The organism is Galbibacter sp. PAP.153, assembly GCF_037029175.1.
Taxonomy (GTDB): domain Bacteria; phylum Bacteroidota; class Bacteroidia; order Flavobacteriales; family Flavobacteriaceae; genus Galbibacter; species Galbibacter pacificus.
Map to the genome: position 1 here is coordinate 204,867 of NZ_JAZEUN010000003.1, position 19,115 is coordinate 223,981.

At 39.5% G+C, this 19,115-nt stretch carries 28 protein-coding genes; 2 read left to right on the forward strand and 26 right to left on the reverse strand.

Going from position 1 to position 19,115, the window contains the following annotated elements; genetic code table 11:
- From infA to rpsL, 26 genes are all read right to left on the reverse strand, one after another.
- Positions 1-216: a translation initiation factor IF-1 gene (gene infA, locus UXI14_RS02715; protein WP_014031991.1), complete on the reverse strand. Its 216-nt coding sequence runs from the start codon at positions 214-216 to the stop codon at positions 1-3.
- A gap of 2 nt (positions 217-218) precedes the next feature.
- Positions 219-1,574: a preprotein translocase subunit SecY gene (gene secY / locus UXI14_RS02720; protein WP_335964708.1), complete on the reverse strand. Its 1,356-nt coding sequence runs from the start codon at positions 1,572-1,574 to the stop codon at positions 219-221.
- A 13-nt stretch (positions 1,575-1,587) separates the two neighbouring features.
- Positions 1,588-2,040 carry a 50S ribosomal protein L15 gene (rplO, locus tag UXI14_RS02725; protein WP_277898139.1) on the reverse strand — a complete coding sequence of 151 codons (453 nt, stop codon included), beginning with the start codon at positions 2,038-2,040 and terminating at the stop codon, positions 1,588-1,590.
- A gap of 13 nt (positions 2,041-2,053) precedes the next feature.
- Positions 2,054-2,233 carry a 50S ribosomal protein L30 gene (gene rpmD, locus UXI14_RS02730; protein WP_277898138.1) on the reverse strand — a complete coding sequence of 60 codons (180 nt, stop codon included), beginning with the start codon at positions 2,231-2,233 and terminating at the stop codon, positions 2,054-2,056.
- Positions 2,234-2,246: 13 nt separating this feature from the next.
- The gene (gene rpsE, locus UXI14_RS02735; protein ID WP_277898137.1) at positions 2,247-2,771 is read right to left on the reverse strand and encodes a 30S ribosomal protein S5; all 525 of its coding nucleotides are present in this window, start codon (positions 2,769-2,771) and stop codon (positions 2,247-2,249) included.
- 6 nt (positions 2,772-2,777) lie between these two features.
- Entirely contained in the window at positions 2,778-3,134 is a 357-nt protein-coding gene (gene rplR / locus UXI14_RS02740) for a 50S ribosomal protein L18 (RefSeq protein ID WP_277898136.1), read from the reverse strand.
- Between the two features lie 11 nt (positions 3,135-3,145).
- On the reverse strand, positions 3,146-3,688 hold the full coding sequence (gene rplF, locus UXI14_RS02745; RefSeq protein WP_335964709.1) for a 50S ribosomal protein L6: 543 nt from the start codon (positions 3,686-3,688) through the stop codon (positions 3,146-3,148).
- A gap of 19 nt (positions 3,689-3,707) precedes the next feature.
- On the reverse strand, positions 3,708-4,106 hold the full coding sequence (rpsH, locus tag UXI14_RS02750) for a 30S ribosomal protein S8 (protein ID WP_335964710.1): 399 nt from the start codon (positions 4,104-4,106) through the stop codon (positions 3,708-3,710).
- Positions 4,107-4,170: 64 nt separating this feature from the next.
- Positions 4,171-4,440 (reverse strand): 30S ribosomal protein S14, encoded by a 270-nt coding sequence (rpsN, locus tag UXI14_RS02755; protein WP_277898133.1) that lies wholly within the window; start codon positions 4,438-4,440, stop codon positions 4,171-4,173.
- A 3-nt stretch (positions 4,441-4,443) separates the two neighbouring features.
- Positions 4,444-4,995: a 50S ribosomal protein L5 gene (rplE, locus tag UXI14_RS02760; RefSeq protein ID WP_335964711.1), complete on the reverse strand. Its 552-nt coding sequence runs from the start codon at positions 4,993-4,995 to the stop codon at positions 4,444-4,446.
- Positions 4,996-4,997: 2 nt separating this feature from the next.
- On the reverse strand, positions 4,998-5,312 hold the full coding sequence (gene rplX, locus UXI14_RS02765) for a 50S ribosomal protein L24 (protein ID WP_335964712.1): 315 nt from the start codon (positions 5,310-5,312) through the stop codon (positions 4,998-5,000).
- Positions 5,313-5,324: 12 nt separating this feature from the next.
- A complete protein-coding gene (gene rplN, locus UXI14_RS02770; RefSeq protein ID WP_277898130.1) occupies positions 5,325-5,693 on the reverse strand; it encodes a 50S ribosomal protein L14 in 369 nt (122 codons plus the stop codon).
- A gap of 2 nt (positions 5,694-5,695) precedes the next feature.
- On the reverse strand, positions 5,696-5,953 hold the full coding sequence (gene rpsQ / locus UXI14_RS02775) for a 30S ribosomal protein S17 (RefSeq protein ID WP_008613590.1): 258 nt from the start codon (positions 5,951-5,953) through the stop codon (positions 5,696-5,698).
- 17 nt (positions 5,954-5,970) lie between these two features.
- Positions 5,971-6,162 carry a 50S ribosomal protein L29 gene (rpmC, locus tag UXI14_RS02780; RefSeq protein ID WP_277898129.1) on the reverse strand — a complete coding sequence of 64 codons (192 nt, stop codon included), beginning with the start codon at positions 6,160-6,162 and terminating at the stop codon, positions 5,971-5,973.
- 14 nt (positions 6,163-6,176) lie between these two features.
- Positions 6,177-6,596: a 50S ribosomal protein L16 gene (gene rplP / locus UXI14_RS02785; RefSeq protein WP_202029075.1), complete on the reverse strand. Its 420-nt coding sequence runs from the start codon at positions 6,594-6,596 to the stop codon at positions 6,177-6,179.
- A 20-nt stretch (positions 6,597-6,616) separates the two neighbouring features.
- A complete protein-coding gene (rpsC, locus tag UXI14_RS02790) occupies positions 6,617-7,339 on the reverse strand; it encodes a 30S ribosomal protein S3 (protein ID WP_277898128.1) in 723 nt (240 codons plus the stop codon).
- Between the two features lie 8 nt (positions 7,340-7,347).
- The gene (gene rplV / locus UXI14_RS02795) at positions 7,348-7,755 is read right to left on the reverse strand and encodes a 50S ribosomal protein L22 (RefSeq protein ID WP_335964713.1); all 408 of its coding nucleotides are present in this window, start codon (positions 7,753-7,755) and stop codon (positions 7,348-7,350) included.
- Positions 7,756-7,764: 9 nt separating this feature from the next.
- Positions 7,765-8,043: a 30S ribosomal protein S19 gene (gene rpsS / locus UXI14_RS02800; RefSeq protein WP_008613595.1), complete on the reverse strand. Its 279-nt coding sequence runs from the start codon at positions 8,041-8,043 to the stop codon at positions 7,765-7,767.
- Between the two features lie 11 nt (positions 8,044-8,054).
- Positions 8,055-8,879 (reverse strand): 50S ribosomal protein L2, encoded by an 825-nt coding sequence (gene rplB, locus UXI14_RS02805; RefSeq protein WP_277898126.1) that lies wholly within the window; start codon positions 8,877-8,879, stop codon positions 8,055-8,057.
- A gap of 13 nt (positions 8,880-8,892) precedes the next feature.
- On the reverse strand, positions 8,893-9,183 hold the full coding sequence (gene rplW / locus UXI14_RS02810) for a 50S ribosomal protein L23 (protein WP_335964714.1): 291 nt from the start codon (positions 9,181-9,183) through the stop codon (positions 8,893-8,895).
- A gap of 7 nt (positions 9,184-9,190) precedes the next feature.
- Positions 9,191-9,820, reverse strand: a complete 630-nt coding sequence (gene rplD / locus UXI14_RS02815) for a 50S ribosomal protein L4 (RefSeq protein WP_335964715.1) — start codon at positions 9,818-9,820, stop codon at positions 9,191-9,193.
- Complete coding sequence (rplC, locus tag UXI14_RS02820) at positions 9,820-10,437, reverse strand: 50S ribosomal protein L3 (RefSeq protein ID WP_277898123.1); 618 nt, start codon at positions 10,435-10,437, stop codon at positions 9,820-9,822. Before rplC ends, rplD begins: the two co-directional genes overlap by 1 nt.
- A gap of 261 nt (positions 10,438-10,698) precedes the next feature.
- The gene (gene rpsJ, locus UXI14_RS02825; RefSeq protein ID WP_007094989.1) at positions 10,699-11,004 is read right to left on the reverse strand and encodes a 30S ribosomal protein S10; all 306 of its coding nucleotides are present in this window, start codon (positions 11,002-11,004) and stop codon (positions 10,699-10,701) included.
- 11 nt (positions 11,005-11,015) lie between these two features.
- The gene (gene fusA / locus UXI14_RS02830; protein ID WP_335964719.1) at positions 11,016-13,145 is read right to left on the reverse strand and encodes an elongation factor G; all 2,130 of its coding nucleotides are present in this window, start codon (positions 13,143-13,145) and stop codon (positions 11,016-11,018) included.
- 11 nt (positions 13,146-13,156) lie between these two features.
- Positions 13,157-13,633, reverse strand: coding sequence for a 30S ribosomal protein S7 (gene rpsG / locus UXI14_RS02835; protein ID WP_277898121.1), 477 nt, complete (start codon positions 13,631-13,633; stop codon positions 13,157-13,159).
- Positions 13,634-13,655: 22 nt separating this feature from the next.
- Positions 13,656-14,030, reverse strand: a complete 375-nt coding sequence (gene rpsL, locus UXI14_RS02840; RefSeq protein WP_143954394.1) for a 30S ribosomal protein S12 — start codon at positions 14,028-14,030, stop codon at positions 13,656-13,658.
- A gap of 398 nt (positions 14,031-14,428) precedes the next feature.
- Here rpsL and UXI14_RS02845 point away from each other — a divergent pair, with 398 nt between their 5' ends.
- Complete coding sequence (locus tag UXI14_RS02845; RefSeq protein ID WP_335964721.1) at positions 14,429-17,437, forward strand: TonB-dependent receptor; 3,009 nt, start codon at positions 14,429-14,431, stop codon at positions 17,435-17,437.
- Between the two features lie 10 nt (positions 17,438-17,447).
- Positions 17,448-18,803 (forward strand): RagB/SusD family nutrient uptake outer membrane protein, encoded by a 1,356-nt coding sequence (locus UXI14_RS02850; RefSeq protein WP_335964723.1) that lies wholly within the window; start codon positions 17,448-17,450, stop codon positions 18,801-18,803.
- Positions 18,804-19,115 lie beyond the last annotated feature (312 nt).

Genomic DNA, 19,115 nt, shown 5'->3' on the forward strand with positions numbered 1-19,115 from the left:
TTAATATCTATAAGTAATTCTTGCTTTGGTAAGGTCGTAAGGGCTCATTTCAAGTTTCACCTTATCTCCCGGTAAGAGTTTAATGTAATGCATGCGCATTTTACCGGAGATATGAGCCGTTACTACGTGACCATTCTCTAATTCTACTCGAAACATTGCATTGGACAATGCTTCTATAATAGTTCCATCTTGTTCTATTGCTGGTTGTTTTGCCATAACTAAGCTACAACTTTTCTGTTTTTACCTGTTTTCATCAAGCCATCGTAATGCCTGTTCAACAAGTATGAGTTAACCTGTTGCATTGTATCAATGGCAACACCCACCAAAATAAGCAATGAGGTACCGCCATAAAACAATGCCCATCCTTGCTGAATCCCCATGATCTTCATGACAATTGCAGGCAATACTGCAATGAGTGCCAAAAATAATGATCCTGGGAACGTAATAAGGGACATTATTTTATCTAAATAATCTGAGGTTTCCTTACCGGGGCGTATGCCCGGGATAAATCCACCGCTTCTTTTTAGGTCGTCTGCCATTTTATTGGTTGGTACTGTAATTGCGGTGTAAAAATACGTAAATATTATAATTAACAATGCAAATACTATATTGTACCACAATCCAAAGATATTACTAAACTCTGTTTGCAACCATTCTCCAACACCAGTATCTTTCAATGCACCTATTCTACCTATGTATGCAGGTGCAAACATAATTGCCTGAGCAAAAATAATTGGCATTACCCCTGATGCATTCAACTTCAATGGAATATACTGTCTTGAACCAAATACATTTTTCTCGTAACCTCCAGAGGCTGTTCTTCGTGCGTATTGAACCGGTATTTGTCTAGTTGCCATTACAAGCATGATACATGCCAGGATAACAACGAACCATAAAATCAATTCAATCAATATCAACATTAATCCTCCGTTGGATCCTGCAGTCCTGGAAACGAATTCCTGAACAAACGACTGTGGCATTCTTGCAATAATACCTACCATAATAAGTAAGGAGATACCGTTACCAATACCTTTATCGGTAATTTTTTCTCCCAACCACATGGCAAAAATGGTACCTGTTACCAAAATTAACACTGCCGGAATCATAAAGTCCAGTCCTTTTCCTAATAGAAAGGCGCTGTCCGGAACCCCTAAAGATCCTAGTGAATACAAATAGGCCGGGGCTTGCACCAAACAGATACCTATGGTTAACCATCTGGTTATTTGGTTTAATGTTTTTCTCCCGCTCTCTCCTTCTTTCTGTAATTTTTGAAGATAAGGAATGGCCAGCCCCATTAACTGTACCACAATTGATGCGGAAATATATGGCATGATACCCAATGCAAAGAACGAAGCGTTTGCAAAAGCACCGCCTGTAAATGCATTTAATATCCCCAATAAACCTCCTCCATCTGTCCTGGACGATAATTCTGCCAATTGTTGCGTATCAATACCCGGCAAAACTACTTGTGCCCCAAAACGGTACACTAACAAAAGTCCTAAGGTAACTATAATCCTTCCCTTAAGTTCTTCAATCTTCCAGATATTGCTTAATGTCTCAATAAATTTCTTCATGGTTACTTGTTGGTTATAAACTTACTGCTTCACCTCCTGCTGCTTCGATAGCTGCTTTTGCGCTGGCGGTAAATTTATGTACTGATATTTTTAATTTAGCTTTTAGTTCTCCACCACCTAATATTTTTACCAAGTCTGAAGACTTAACAACTCTGTTGCTAACTAAAACATCTAAATCAACAGTGTCTTTAACAACACCTTTATCAACCAATTCCTGTAACTTGTTTAAATTGATACCAACGTATTCTTTTCTATTGATGTTGTTAAAACCAAATTTAGGAACACGTCTTTGAAGTGGCATCTGCCCACCTTCAAAACCAATTTTCTTAGAGTATCCAGAACGGGACTTGGCTCCTTTATGACCTCTAGTGGCTGTACCACCTTTGCCGGAACCTTGGCCGCGACCTACTCTTTTTCCGTCTTTATGTACTGAACCTTTAGCGGGTTGTAAGTTACTTAAATTCATAACTATATTGTTATTAAGCTTCTTCTACAGAAACTAAGTGTTCTACTTTTTTTACCATACCAAGGATATTTGGCGTTGCATTATGCTCGACTGTTTGACCAATTCCTTTAAGGCCTAATGCTTTTAACGTTCTTTTTTGTGTTTCAGGACGTTTTATATTGCTTCTTACTTGTGTAACTTTAATCTTTCCCATGATTATCCTTGATTTATCCTTTAAAAACTTTTTCTAAAGAAATCCCTCTTTGAGCTGCTACGGTCTTTGCATCCCTTAAACGTAACAAGGCATCAAAAGTTGCTTTTACTACGTTGTGCGGGTTTGAAGACCCTTGCGATTTAGAAAGTACGTCGTGTACCCCAACTGCTTCTAGTACCGCACGTACTGCACCACCTGCAATAACCCCGGTACCGTGTGAAGCCGGCTGTACATATACCCTTGCTCCTCCGTATTTTCCTTTTTGCTCATGAGGCAATGTACCTTTGTTAAGAGGTATACGAACTAAGTTTTTCTTTGCATCTTCTACTGCTTTGGAAATAGCATCCGCTACTTCTTTAGATTTACCTAATCCGTGACCAACTACTCCGTTCTCGTCTCCCACAACTACAATTGCAGAGAAACCGAAGGCTCTACCTCCCTTAGTAACTTTAGTAACTCTTTGTACACCTACTAAGCGATCTTTTAATTCAAGTCCGCTGGGCTTTACTAATTCTACGTTTTTATAATCTTGATACATATTTTCTTAGAATTTAAGTCCTGCTTCTCTAGCACCGTCTGCTAATGATTTAACCCTACCATGGTATAGATAACCACCTCTATCAAAAGAAATAGTTTCATACCCAGCGCTTTTTGCTTTCTCTGCAATAGCTTTTCCAACCAGGGCAGCGATTTCTATTTTAGTACCTTTTGCAGAACTAATTTCTTTGTCTCTTGATGATGCCGCCAATAAGGTCTTTCCAGATTCGTCATCTATCAATTGTGCGTAAATTTCTTTATTGCTTCTAAAAACAGCCAGTCTTGGTCTTGCCTCCGTTCCGGAAACAACCTTACGTATCCTGTTTTTGATTCTCTGTCTTCTTTCAGTCTTTGATAATGCCATAATGCTAATTATTAAGCTGATTTACCTGCTTTTCTTCTTAATTGTTCTCCAACAAACTTGATTCCTTTTCCTTTGTAAGGCTCTGGCTTACGGAAAGAACGGATTTTAGCTGCTACCTGACCAACTAATTGCTTATCGAATGAAGTTAGTTTTACGATTGGGTTTTTTCCTTTTTCAGATATCGTCTCTACTTTTACCTCAGAGGCAAGCTCGATAATGATGTTATGGGAAAAACCAATGGCCAAATCTAATTTCTGACCTTGGTTGCTGGCCCTGTAACCAACTCCAACCAATTCTAACTCTTTAGTAAAGCCTTCTGAAACACCTATAATCATGTTATTGATTAATGATCTGTACAGACCGTGCTTGGCTTTAATGTTTTTTATCTCTGAAGAACGTTCTACAACTACATTCCCTTCTTCTACTTTTACAGTAACATCAGAAAATGTTTGTTTTAATTCTCCAAGTTTACCTTTTACGGTAACTTCGTCTTCTTTAACATCTACAGTAACTCCCTCGGGAATTGCTATTGGACTATTACCTATTCTTGACATTTTTTCTTGTCTTTATATATTAGTAAACGTAACACAATACTTCTCCTCCAACGCTCTCTTTTTTAGCCTGCTTGCTGGTCATTACCCCGTGGGAAGTTGACACAATAGCAATACCAAGACCGTTAAGAACCCTAGGAAGTTCATCTTTTCCGGCATACTTACGCAGACCGGGCGTACTTATACGCTTTAGCTTTTTAATAACAGGTTCTTTGGTTAGCTTATCGTACTTCAAAGCTATTTTGATAATCCCCTGTAGGGAGTCGTCTTCAAATTTATAACTTAAAATATATCCTTGGTCGAATAATATTTTAGTGATGTCTTTCTTCAAATTTGAAGCAGGTATTTCTACCACTCTATGACCAGCGCTGTTCGCGTTTCTTATTCTTGTTAAATAATCTGATATAGGATCTGTATACATCTGTATTTATTTACGGTAACAGTTTTCGGTTTTTTGGCCGAACTTGCCACCAATTAAAATTTTCTTACCAACTTGCTTTTTTAACCCCTGGGATCAAACCTTGGTTTGCCATTTCCCTGAACGTTACACGGGAAATCCCAAAAGTACGCATGTACCCTCTTGGTCTTCCGGTTAATTTACAACGGTTGTGCAAACGTACCGGCGAAGCGTTTTTTGGTAATTTTTGTAATGCTTCATAATCTCCGGCTTCTTTTAAGGCCTTTCTTTTTTCAGCATATTTTTCTACCAATTTTTCTCTTTTTACCTCGCGGGCTTTCATTGATTCTTTAGCCATGTCTTAATTCTTTTTAAAAGGTAATCCTAATTCGCTTAATAATGATTTTGCCTCTTTATCGGTTTCAGCACTGGTTACAAAGGTAATATCCATACCCGAGACCTTGTTTACTTTATCGATATTAATTTCCGGGAAAATAATCTGCTCGGTAACACCAAGGTTGTAATTCCCCCTTCCGTCAAAACCATTTGCTTTGATACCATTAAAATCTCTTACTCTTGGCAGTGCAGAAGTAATCAATCTATCTAAGAATTCGTACATTTTCTCCCCGCGTAAAGTTACTTTTGCCCCAATTGGCATTCCTTTACGTAGTTTAAATGATGCAACATCTTTTTTAGATATCGTTGCAACTGCTTTTTGCCCAGATATTCTACTTAATTCGTCTACTGCGTATTCGATTAGTTTTTTATCTGCAACAGCTGCACCAACTCCACGGCTAATAACAATCTTTTCTAGTTTAGGCACCTGCATAACATTGGTATAACCAAACTCTCCTGTAAGAGCAGAAACTATTCTTTCTTTGTACTCTTGTTTTAATCTTGGAATGTAAGCCATAATTAAATTACTTCATTAGATTTTTTAGAAAATCTCACTTTCTTACCATCTCTTGTTTCATAACCAACCCTTGTTGTCTCGCCCGATTTGGGATCGATCAACGATAGGTTTGAAATATGGATAAGAGCTTCTTTCTTAACGATACCTCCTTGAGGGTTTTTAGCGCTTGGCTTCTCGTGTTTAGACACGAGGTTTACGCCCTCAACAATCGCTTTGTTCTTTTCACGATCTACTCTAAGTACTTGCCCTTCTGAACCTTTATGGTCTCCTGCAATTACCCTAACAGTATCTCCTGATTTTATCTTTAGTTTTATCATTGTCTTAATGTATTAAAGCACCTCTGGCGCCAATGATACAATTTTCATAAACTGCTTGTCGCGCAATTCTCTTGCCACTGGTCCAAATACACGGGTTCCGCGCATTTCGCCTGCTGGGTTAAGGAGCACGCAAGCATTATCATCAAAACGGATGTAAGAGCCGTCTGGTCTTCTTACTTCTTTTTTGGTACGAACCACTACTGCTGTGGATACCTGTCCTTTTTTAACGTTTCCGTTTGGAGTGGCATCTTTTACGGTAACAACTATTTTGTCACCAACAGAAGCATATCTTCTTTTAGTACCTCCTAAAACGCGGATGGCCAAAACTTCTTTAGCCCCGGTGTTGTCTGCTACTTTTAATCTTGATTCCTGTTGTACCATAATTATTTCGCTCTTTCAATGATTTCAACTAATCTCCAACATTTGGTTTTACTCAATGGACGTGTCTCCATTATTTTTACTGTATCGCCAATGTTGCAATCGTCTTTTTCGTCGTGCGCAACATATTTTTTAGTTTTTAACACGAACTTACCGTACATAGGGTGCTTTACTCGTTTAACTTCAGAAACCACTATGGATTTCTGCATTTTGTTACTTGTAACTACCCCTATTCTTTCTTTTCTTAAATTTCTATTTTCCATCTTCTAGCAGAATCGAATTATTGTAATTCTCTTTTAGTAAGCTCTGTTGCCAATCTTGCCACGGTTCTTCTAGTATGTCTCAACTGAAGTGGATTTTCCAAAGGCGTGATTGCATGAGCCAGTTTTAAATCTGCATATTGTTTTTTAACAATACCAAGCTTTTCTTGTAGCTCAGCAGTAGACAATTCTCTAATTTCTGACTGTTTCATAATCTTCTTAATAATTAAGCTGAATAATCTCTAGCTACAATAAACTTTGTTTTTACAGGCAGTTTCTGTGCTGCAAGCCTTAAGGCTTCTTTTGCAACATCCATAGGAACTCCGCCTATTTCAAACATAATTCTACCTGGTTTAACTACAGCTGCCCAATATTCTGGGGCACCTTTACCTTTACCCATACGCACCTCAAGAGGCTTTTTTGTAATTGGCTTGTCTGGGAAAATTTTAATCCACAATTGCCCTTCCCTTTTCATGAAACGGGTTGCTGCAACACGGGCCGCTTCTATTTGACGGGCCGTGATAAACGATGAATCCATTGATTTTATCCCAAACATACCATTTGAAAGTTCATGCCCTCTTTGAGAGATTCCTTTCATACGGCCTTTTTGCTGCTTACGGTATTTTGTTCTTTTCGGCTGTAACATTTTTCTTTTACTTTAAAAAATTACTTTCTACGACGAGATTTTCTTCCACCACCGGCATTGTTTCCGCCGCCTTTCCCTTGTTTCTTGGACATTCCAACAAGCGGGGAAAGTTCTCTTTTACCATACACCTCGCCTTTCATGATCCACACTTTGATTCCCAACCTACCATAAGTAGTGTGAGCCTCGTGCAATGCGTAATCAATGTCAGCTCTAAATGTTGACAAAGGAATCCTTCCATCTTTGTACGCTTCTGAACGCGCCATTTCAGCTCCGTTCAAACGTCCTGAGATTTGAATTTTAATACCTTCTGCATTCATACGCATGGCAGCGGCAATAGCCATTTTAATTGCACGCCTGTATGAAATCCTGTTTTCAATTTGACGGGCAACACTAGCCGCTACAAGGTTTGCATCCAGTTCCGGTCTTTTAATCTCAAAGATATTGATCTGAACTTCTTTGTCTGTAATTTTCTTAAGCTCTTCTTTTAGCTTGTCTACCTCTTGGCCGCCTTTACCAATAATGATACCTGGACGGGCCGTGGTGATAGTAACGGTTACAAGCTTCAATGTACGCTCAATAATTACCCTAGACACACTAGCTTTTGATAAACGAGCATGGATGTACTTCCTGATTTTGTCGTCTTCAGCAAGTTTATCCCCATAGTCATTACCCCCGTACCAGTTGGATTCCCATCCTCTAATGATACCAAGGCGATTTCCGATTGGATTTGTTTTCTGTCCCATACTATCTATTAACTTTGTGTGTTATTTTTAGCTCCAATCACGATTGTTACGTGGTTCGAACGCTTTCTAATTCTGTGTGCTCGACCTTGAGGAGCCGGACGAAGTCTTTTTAACATACTTCCGCCGTCTACCCTGATCTCCTGAACAAATAAATCTGCTTCTTCCAAGTTGGCATCTTCGTTTTTAGCTTGCCAGTTTGCTATTGCAGAAACCAGCAATTTCTCTAATCTACGAGAAGCTTCTTTTTGGCTGAACTTCAAAATAGCAAGTGCCTTTTCAACTTTTTCACCACGAACAAGATCAGCAACTAATCTCATCTTTCTTGGCGAAGTTGGGCAGTTATTCAACTTTGCAAACGCTAAACTTTTTTTAGCTTCTTTTATTTGCTCTGCTCTTTCTCTTTTACGAACTCCCATGGCTACTTATTATTTTTTTCCTTTATTTTTAGCACCCGCATGACCTCTAAAAGATCTTGTTGGTGAAAATTCTCCTAACTTATGCCCTACCATGTTCTCTGTAACATATACAGGAACAAATTGGCGGCCATTGTGTACAGCTATTGTTTGACCAACAAAGTCCGGAGTAATCATAGATGCTCTAGACCATGTTTTTATAACTGTCTTCTTACCAGACTCAACATTTTGTTGAACTTTTTTCTCTAAACTATAGTGAACGTAAGGTCCTTTTTTTAGTGAACGTGCCATCTTTTAATACTTTATTTCTTTCTACGTTCTATAATATACTTATTACTCGCTTTGGACTTAGATCTAGTTCTAAATCCTTTTGCAGGTATTCCGTTTCTCGATCTTGGATGACCTCCGGAAGCCCTACCTTCTCCACCACCCATTGGGTGATCGACAGGGTTCATTACTACCGGTCTAGTTCTAGGCCTTCTTCCTAACCAACGTTTTCTACCCGCTTTACCAGAAACCACTAACTGATGATCTGAATTTGATACTGCACCGATTGTAGCTAAACAACCCGCCAATACCAATCTTGTTTCACCAGAAGGAAGCTTTATGGTAGCATATTTACCTTCTCTAGCCATTAACTGGGCGAAAGCTCCAGCCGAACGGGCCATAACGGCTCCTTGACCAGGACGTAACTCGATACAAGATATAATAGTACCTAATGGAACCTCACTTAAAGGCATTGCATTTCCTATTTCGGGAGCTACTCCAGACCCGGAGTTTACTGTTTGACCCACTTGCAGGCCATTTTGAGCAATTATATAACTCTTCTCTCCGTCTTTGTAAGTAATCAATGCAATAAACGCAGTTCTGTTCGGATCGTACTGAATTGACTCTACTGTTGCCTCAACGCCTGTTTTAGCTCTTTTAAAATCAACCAAACGATACTTTCTCTTATGACCGCCACCTATATAGCGCATGGTCATTTTCCCTTGACTGTTTCTACCTCCCGACTTTTTTAACGGAGCGAGCAAGCTCTTCTCCGGCTTATCAGTAGTAATCGCGTCAAATCCGTTTACTACTCTAAATCGCTGTCCGGGAGTTACTGGTTTTAATTTTCTAACTGACATTTCTTGTCTTTACTTATATATTACTATAATAATCAATAATGTCCCCTTCTGCTACCTGAATAATGGCTTTCTTGATTGCATTGGTTTTACCATGCTGAATGCCTGTCTTGGTGTAGCGGGTACTTCTCTTTGGTCCGTAATTCATTGTGCGAACTTTTTCAACAGAAACTCCGTAAGTTGCTTCTATGGCATCTTTGATTTGTATCTTGTTTGCCTTAGTATCTACAATGAAACTATAACGATTGTTCAACTCGCTATCTGCGGTTGTTTTTTCGGTTATAATAGGTTTTATTAACACACTCATTGGTTTCTTATTTACTTAAATTCGACTCAATCCCTTCAATCGACCCTTCTAAAAGCACTATATTATTAGCATTAATAATTTTGTAAGTGTTTAATTCTGAGTTAGTTATAACTTCAGAGGTCTTTAAATTGCGTGACGACAAATATACGTTATTATTTGAATCGCCCAACACAATGAGGGATTTTTTATTTTCTAACCCTAAAGCTTTCAAAACATTAGTGAAATCTTTTGTTTTTGGAGCTTCAAAACTGAAGTCTTCAACAACAATAATCGATTTCTCTTGGGCCTTGATACTTAAAGCAGATTTTCTGGCCAAACGCTTTACGCTTTTGTTAACCTTTTGCGTATAATCTTTTGGTCTTGGACCAAAAATTCTACCACCACCTTTAAAAATAGGGGACTTTATACTTCCCGCCCTTGCAGTACCGGTACCTTTTTGTTTCTTTATTTTGCGTGTACTACCTGCAATTTCTGCTCTTTCTTTAGACTTATGGGTTCCTTGGCGTTGATTTGCCATGTACTGCTTAACATCTAAATAGACAGCGTGACTGCTTGGCTCTACACCAAAAACCGATTTGGAAAGCTTCACCTTTCTCCCGGTTTCTTTTCCTTTGATATCTAAAACTGCTACTTCCATTACTTCTGAACGATTACATAAGCGTTTTTGTGCCCGGGCACACATCCTTTAACTACTAAAAGATTTTTCTCCGGAACCACTTTCAACACTCTTAAGTTTTGTACTGTTACTCTTTCTGCACCCATTTGCCCGGCCATACGCATACCTTTAAATACACGCGCAGGATATGATGCAGCACCGATAGAACCAGGTGCTCTTAAACGGTTGTGCTGACCGTGGGTCGACTGTCCAACCCCGCCAAAACCATGACGCTTAACTACCCCTTGGAAACCTTTACCTTTTGATGTACCTGTAACATCAATAAACTCTCCTTCTACAAATTGTTCTACTGTTATAGTATCTCCTAATTTGTACTCGCTCTTGAAATCTTGGAATTCAACGACTTTTTTCTTAGGAGAAACACCTGCTTTTTTTGCATGGCCCAACTCGGCCTTGTTTGCACGTTTTTCTGCCTTGTCATCGAAACCAAGCTGAAGAGCCTCATACCCGTCAACCTCTTTGGTTCTGACTTGGGTAACTACGCATGGTCCAGCTTCGATTACGGTACATGGGATGTTTTTCCCATTCTCGTCGAAGATGCTGGTCATGCCGATTTTTTTTCCTATTAACCCAGACATTCTAATTTAGTTTTACGATGTATGGTCTACACTATGGCAAACCTTTTCATCTTTTTGTTATTACTTGTTTATTTAAAAAACTTCAGGGTCAAAAATACTTTCAACCCTGAATGTATTTTTCCCGTTTTTCCTTTGCTTACTAGCTCCGGACATGTTTATCCTGAATCTGTTTCAGGATGTAATCATCATGAGATCCCGAAGCGTCTCCGGAATGTATTCAACTAAGGCTTTTGAAAGTATAACTTCAAAAAACCAAGTTCATCACACTTTTATCTCAACCTCTACGCCACTTGGCAACTCCAGCTTCATCAAAGCATCAATGGTTTTTGACGAAGAACTGTAAATATCAAGAAGTCTTTTGTAAGAGCTCAATTGAAATTGCTCCCTTGACTTTTTGTTTACGTGAGGAGAACGTAATACAGTAAATATTTTTTTGTGAGTTGGTAACGGGATCGGCCCAGTTACAACAGCTCCGGTTGTTTTTACTGTCTTAACAATCTTTTCAGCAGATTTGTCTACCAAATTGTGATCGTACGATTTAAGTTTTATTCTGATTTTTTGACTCATTTTCTTAAGATTTAAGCTTCAACTCCTTTTGCCTCCTTGATAACAGCTTCAGATATATTAGAAGGTGTTTCGGCATAGTGCGAGAACTCCATTGTAGAAGTTGCTCTACCAGAAGAAAGTGTACGTAAGGCTGTTACATACCCAAACATTTCTGATAACGGCACATTTGCCTTGATCACTTTAGACCCTGCCCTGTCGCTCATGTTATTTACTTGACCACGACGACGGTTAAGGTCACCTACTATATCTCCCATATATTCTTCAGGAGTTAACACTTCCAGTTTCATTATTGGCTCCATGATTACAGCTTTTGCAGCTTTTGCAGCAGCTTTAAACCCTAACTTAGCAGCCAATTCGAATGATAATTGATCGGAATCCACATCGTGGTAAGAACCATCGGTCAAGGTAACTTTCATGGCATCTACTTCGTAACCTGCTAAAGGTCCGTTTTTCATTGCCTCTTTAAAACCTTTCTCTACTGATGGAATAAATTCTTTTGGTACGTTACCACCTTTAATTTCTGAAACAAATTCAAGACCCAATTTACCTTCCTCGGCAGGTTCCAGCGTAAAGACAATGTCTGCAAACTTACCACGACCACCAGATTGTTTTTTGTAAACCTCTCTGTGCTGTGCTTTTTGCGTAACAGATTCTTTGTACTCTACCTGCGGCTGTCCTTGATTTACTTCAACCTTGAACTCACGCTTTAAACGGTCAACAATAATATCCAGGTGAAGCTCGCCCATACCAGAAATAATAGTCTGACCTGAAGCCTCATCGGTTCTAGCGGTGAAAGTTGGATCTTCTTCTGAAAGTTTAGCCAAAGCCATTCCCATTTTATCTACATCGGCCTTTGTTTTAGGCTCAACGGCGATACCGATTACCGGGTCTGGGAAGTTCATGCTCTCTAATACAATTGGCGACTTTTCGTCAGATAGGGTATCTCCTGTTTTGATGTCCTTAAACCCAACAGCAGCACCTATATCCCCAGCTTCTATGTATTCAATTGCATTTTGTTTGTTTGAGTGCATTTGGTAGATACGTGAAATACGTTCTTTTTTACCAGATCTATTGTTCAACACATAAGAACCGGCATCTAACCTACCAGAGTATGCACGGAAGAATGCCAAACGACCTACAAACGGGTCGGTAGCAATTTTAAATGCCAAAGCTGCAAAAGGCTCATCTACCAATGGCTTTCTTTTTACTTCGGCATCTGTGTCCGGGTTTGTCCCTACGATGGCGTCTTTATCTATTGGCGAAGGCAAATAGCGGCATACGGCATCTAACAAGAACTGAACCCCTTTATTTTTAAATGAAGAACCACAGATCATTGGGATAATGGCCCTGTCCATAACCGCAGCTCTAAGTGCAGCATGGATTTCGTCTTCTGTGATTGAATTTTCGTCTTCGAAGAATTTTTCAAGCAGGTTTTCATCATATTCTGCAACTTCTTCTATAAGCTTGGCACGGTATTCATGAACTTCATCTTTCATTTCTTCAGGAATATCCACTACATCAAAAGTAGATCCAAAGTTATCTTCGTGCCATACAATAGCCCTGTTTTTAACCAAGTCTACAATTCCTTTAAAATCGGCTTCTTCGCCAATAGGCAATACAATTGGCACTGCATTGGAACCTAACATTTCTTTTACCTGATTAGCTACAGCCAAAAAGTTAGATCCTTGACGGTCCATTTTGTTCACAAAACCAATTCTCGGAACCCCATAGTTATCGGCCAATCTCCAGTTTGTTTCAGACTGAGGCTCTACGCCGTCAACTGCACTAAACAAGAAAACCAATCCGTCAAGCACACGCAATGAACGGTTCACCTCTACGGTAAAGTCAACGTGGCCGGGGGTATCGATAATATTAAAGTGATATCCTTTGGTCTCTGGAGTAGGCTGTGCATTTTCCATTGGGAACTGCCAGGTACAAGTTGTAGCCGCAGAAGTAATTGTAATACCTCTTTCCTGCTCTTGTTCCATCCAGTCCATTGTGGCAGCACCATCGTGCACCTCCCCAATTTTATGCGAAACACCTGTATAAAAAAGGATACGCTCTGTTGTTGTTGTTTTACCAGCATCAATGTGAGCTGCAATCCCTATATTTCTTGTATATTTTAAATCTCTTTGTGCCATTTTATTTTTTACTAAAATCTAAAGTGAGAGAATGCTTTATTTGCTTCAGCCATTTTATGAGTATCAACCCTTTTCTTAACAGCTGCACCTTCTTCTTTGGATGCGGCAAGAACTTCGGCTGCTAATTTTTGAGCCATTGATTTTTCGTTTCTCTTACGAGAGTAGCTAATCAACCACTTCATAGCCATTGATACCTTTCTATCGGGTCTGATCTGCATAGGAATCTGGAAGGTTGCCCCACCCACGCGTCGGCTTCTTACCTCTACGTGTGGCATAACGTTAGACAACGCATCTTTCCATATTTCCAAAGCAGTTTTTTCTTCGTCTTGTTTTTTCTCGTCTACAATGTCTATTGCATCATAGAAAACCTTAAAAGCTACAGACTTTTTACCGTCCCACATCATCATGTTAACGAAACGCGTTACTAACTGATCATTAAACCTTGGGTCTGGTAAAAGAGGTCTTTTTTTGGCCTGTCTTTTTCTCATGTCTTCTTTTTAAAAGTGTTAATTACTTTTTAGGGCGTTTAGCTCCGTATTTCGATCTACGTTGCGTTCTTCCTTGAACACCAGCTGTATCTAGCGCACCGCGAACGATGTGATATCTTACCCCTGGTAAATCTTTAACCCTTCCGCCTCTTACTAATACTATCGAGTGCTCTTGCAAATTGTGTCCTTCGCCGGGAATGTATGCGTTCACTTCCTTACCATTTGTAAGACGAACCCTTGCTACCTTACGCATAGCAGAGTTTGGCTTTTTAGGTGTAGTAGTGTACACACGCGTACAAACCCCTCTTCTTTGAGGACACGAATCCAAAGCAGCCGATTTACTCTTCTTAGTAATCGTGGCTCTTCCTTTTCGTACTAATTGTGAAATTGTTGGCATAATTTACTTAACAATAATTATGTTTTATTAATTAAAAATCCTTATAAAGCGCTGGCCCACAGTTCGCAACCGAACACACCTCTCGCTTAAAAGGGTGGCAAAGGTAGAAATATTTATCAACAAATCAAATCTTAATTAATTAATTTTCAATAAAATCTGCATGGCACCACATATTACTTTATTAAACTTATCCATCCACCATAAAGAACAAGACAGAAACCAAATTAGAAATCTCATAAAAAAGGACTTACTTAGTTAGTATTTTGACAATAATTTATTAATGAAATTGAATTACAAATAATTATACAATACTTTTTGCCATTTGAGTTGAAATGTTAATTATTTTAACATAATTGTTTGTATTTTCACCAAAGCTAATCTCAAACTATATCAAAATAATGAAAACAAAATTACGTGTCATTTTCACGCTAATTCTTGTATGTATGACCTATTTATCATACGCACAGGAAAAAACGATTAATGGAACTATTACAGACCAAGACGGACTCCCGCTCCCGGGGGTCAACATCCAGATTAACGGTACACAGACCGGCACTCAAACCGACTTTGACGGTAAGTACAGCATAAACGCAACCGTTGGCTCTGTCCTTATATATACCTATATAGGCCAGAAAACCGAAGAACGCACCATAGGGAGCAGCAGCACCATTGACATAACCATGCAGGAAGATGCACAGGCGCTGGACGAAGTAGTGATTGTTGGTTACGGTACTTCCACCAAAAGGGAAGTTACCGACAATATTGCTTCGGTATCCTCGGAGGACATCAACCTTATCCCTACCCCAAGCGTCCAGAGCACGTTATCCGGTAAGGCCGCGGGGGTCCAGGTAACACAGGTAAATGGAAAAGCCGAATCGGGCATTAAAATAAGGGTTCGCGGGGTTGCCACGATCTCATCATCACAAGAACCATTATATGTTATAGACGGGGTTCCGATGATTAACAGCGACGAAAACATAAACGACTCACCCATCAACCCCTTGGTAAGTTTAAACCCGAACGATATTGAATCGATAGAAATTTTAAAAGATGCTTCTTCGGCAGCCATATATGGTGCACGAGGTACAAACGGGGTCGTTCTAATCACTACCAAAAGAGGTAAGGCAGGAAAAACAAAAGTTTCCATCAACTCATCGTATGGCTGGAGCAAACCCACCAACAAAAGGGATTTTTTAAATACCAGGGAATATGTAGATTTATTTACCGAAGCAACCATTAACAGTGGCGGAACCGAAGATGATGCCGCATATTATTTTAATCTTTTTGCCGAAAATGAAGCAGATTGGAGAAACAACGAAGTGGACACCGATTGGCAGGACCTAGCACTTGTTGACGGATCGGTTGAAGACTTTGGGGTTAATGTAAGTGGCGGTAGCGAAAAAACCCAGTTTTTCTTATCGACCGGATACAACAAAACAGATGCCATTATAAGAGGCAATAAATTAGAACGCTATTCCTTAAGGTCTAATATCGACCACACCATTTCGAACAAGTTCAAGGTAGGTATCAGCACAGGGATATCCAAAACTAAAATCGACCGACTTTCCAATGACAATGCATTTTCCACACCCCTGCAAGCCATTGCTCAATTACCTTTTTCCAAACCATATGAAGATAATGGAGTTGTTCCCAATGGCAACACCTTATATTATAACTTTCTGTTTCAAGAATACAATGCAGACCACCAGGTAAACATATGGAGGATCCTTGCAAATCTTTATGGAGAATACCAAATCACCCCAAGTTTGAAGTTTAGGTCAGAATTCGGGTATGACTTCAACAACCAGGTGGAAGAACGTTTTTTTGGCAGCTTGACCGAATCTGCCTCAACCAACGGCTATGCAGATGCAAATGCCGTGGAGAACGAAAAGTACGTACTAAACAATTATTTTTCTTTTGACAAGACATTCTCAAACATAGACTTTAATGCCGTTGCGGGCATGTCTTACGAAGACGACAGAAGGCGCCTGCAATCGGTAGAGGGCCAAGAATTCCCTTCGGATGACTTACAAACTGTTGACAGTGCAGCAGAAATTACAGGCGGGGGCTCCAGCAGGACAGCTTACAATTTTTTATCCTATTTCGGCAGGGCCGGGGCGACTATTGCCGGCAAATATATTTTAAAAGCAAGTTTGCGTTACGATGGCTCTTCAAGGTTTGGCAAGGACGAAAGGTACGGCCTTTTCCCTGCCGTATCGGCCGGATGGATAATTTCTGAAGAAAACTTTTTAAAAAACAACGAAACATTGTCGCTATTAAAAATCCGCGGGAGTTGGGGCATCACCGGAAATGCGGGAATTGGAAATTTCGCATCCAGAAGCCTATTTGGTGGTGCATCATATAATGAACGCGCAGCATTATCTCCAACACAATTAGGCGATCCAAGCTTAAAATGGGAAAACACCAGTCAATATGACCTTGGAATTGATTTTGGGTTTTTCAATAACCGCATTTCGCTTGAGGCAGATTATTACAATAAAAACACATCAGACCTATTATTGGACCAACCCGTTCCTTCAAGTTCTGGGTTTACATCCATTACACAAAATGTAGGCGAATTAAAAAATGAAGGATTCGAGTTTGTTTTAAACACCAAAAACTTTATCAAGGAAGATTTCTTTTGGTCAACTTCTTTCAACATTTCCACTAATAAAAATGAAATTACAGAATTACCGGGCGGTGACATTATATCTGGGAGAAATATAGCACGGGAAGGAGAAACAGTTGCATCGTTTTATATGGTAGAATTTGCCGGGGCCGATCCTGATAACGGAGACGCCTTGTTTGTAAGGAACACTTTAAATCCCGACGGGACAAGAGACAGATCGACCACCAATGAATTCAATGAAGCTTCAAGAGTAGTTTCCGGGAGCCCATTTCCAGATTTAATTGCCGGTCTTTCAAATACCATTAGGTTTAAGGATTTCGATATGTCTTTCACCTTCCAGGGGCAATGGGGAGCCTCTATTTATAATGACGGCGGAAGGTTTCAATCGGCCAGTGCAGATTATTTCGACAATCAAACCAGTGACCAGTTAGATAGATGGCAACAACCCGGAGACATTACCGATGTTCCACAAGCAAGGCTGTTTGGCGCTAATGGGACACAACAATCCACAAGGTATCTGCAAGAAGCAGATTTTATACGGTTAAGAAATGTAACCCTTGGCTATACAATCCCTTCAGAAGTAACAAAAAAATTCCAAGTAGAACGACTGCGTCTTTATTTTACAGCATTTAATTTGCTAACATTTACCGATTACACCGGATGGGATCCAGAATCTACAGCCGACTTTAATTCAAACAATGATTTGGCAGTAGGCGTTGACTTCTATTCTGCGCCACCGGCACAAACATTGACTTTAGGCATCAACATAGACTTTTAAATAAATCCAAATGAAAACAACATACATAAATAGAATTATTTTAAGCCTGCTCACCATTGTACTTATAAGCTGCGCAGATAATTTAAATTTAGAACCAGAACAAAGCCTGACACCAGACGCTGCAACCGGGAATGAAAAGAACATTCAAAACATCTTAACTGGCGCATATGATTTAGCCGGGCAGGGAGAACTTTATGGAGGACAAATTTACTTAATCTCAGAGTTATTGGCCAACGATGGCGAAATTTTTTGGGGCGGTACTTTCTCGCAACCAGGGGAATTCAACAGAAAAAGAATCACCACCACAAATTCGTTTGTGGCGGATTTATGGATTGAAGGCTATGAAACCATCAACCAAGCAAACATTGTGCTCGACAATTTGAATGTCGTTACTGAAGACTCCGACAAAAACAGGATGGAAGGGGAAGCAAAATTTATCAGAGGGATGATGTATTTTGAATTGGTTCGCTTTTTTGCCCAACCTTACGAGACAACACAAGCAAACGACGGATTGGGAGTACCAATAGTTTTAAATTCCGTAACAGATGCTTCACAAATAGAATTTCCCAGCAGAAGTACCATTAGCGAAGTTTATAGCCAAGCAATAAACGACCTTACGGATGCATACAACTTATTACCCGAATCAAACGAAGAATTTGCCGACAAATATACCGCCGAAGCACTGCTTGCAAGAATCTATCTACAGCAAGGAAATTATCCAGCCGCAAGAGATGCCGCCAATGACGTAATTGAAAACAGCGGACATGTAATAACAGCAACATATGAAGGCGCATTTAACAACGAATTCAACTCAACAGAAGATATTTTAGCATGGCAAGTAACCGCACAAGATGGCATAAATGATATGAACACTTATTGGTCTACCCGCGAATTTGGAGGGAGATCGCTTACTGCCGACGTGTCTATCGAGCCACCGTATTTTGATTATTTTACCGTCCCAGATGATAGAATGAACTTTTTTTACGAAGGAAACGGCACTGATGTTACCACAAAATGGCAAGCTCAATTTGCCAATGTGCTATTCATAAGGGTAGCCGAAATGCATTTAATAAGAGCCGAATCTAATTTTAGAGAAGGTACCAGCGTAGGTATGAGCGCAGAGGATGAAATAAACGCAATACGCACAAGGGCAAACGCCGATCCCATCCCGGGTATTACGCTCCAGGATATTTTAGACGAAAGAAAAAGGGAGCTGGCATTTGAAGGCTTTGCCATTCATGACATAAAAAGATTACATTTAAATATGGACGACCTCCCATATAACGACGAATCTCTTGTATTACCAATCCCACAAAGGGATATTGACACCAATGACAACCTGGAGCAAAATCCGGGATATAACTAACCACCTTATACAAATTGCATAAAAGTCCAAACAAGAGCCTTCAATGTATGGAGGCTCTTGCAATTAATTTCCCCAAAGAAACTCAATCCACTTCATTAAAACCCAAAACATTCTGGAATAACTTGAATTGTCCTATTAAAAAATACCAATAGCTGGCATTTAATAAAAATTAATATTTTTTTATTACTAACCTGAGTTCGATTAATATTCCAGGGTGATTTTTATCATATAAAAAAAGAAATAGCCGTATATTTAATTAACTGATAATTAATAGTTTAACAACTATTTCTTATGGTTAATTTTGATAAAATC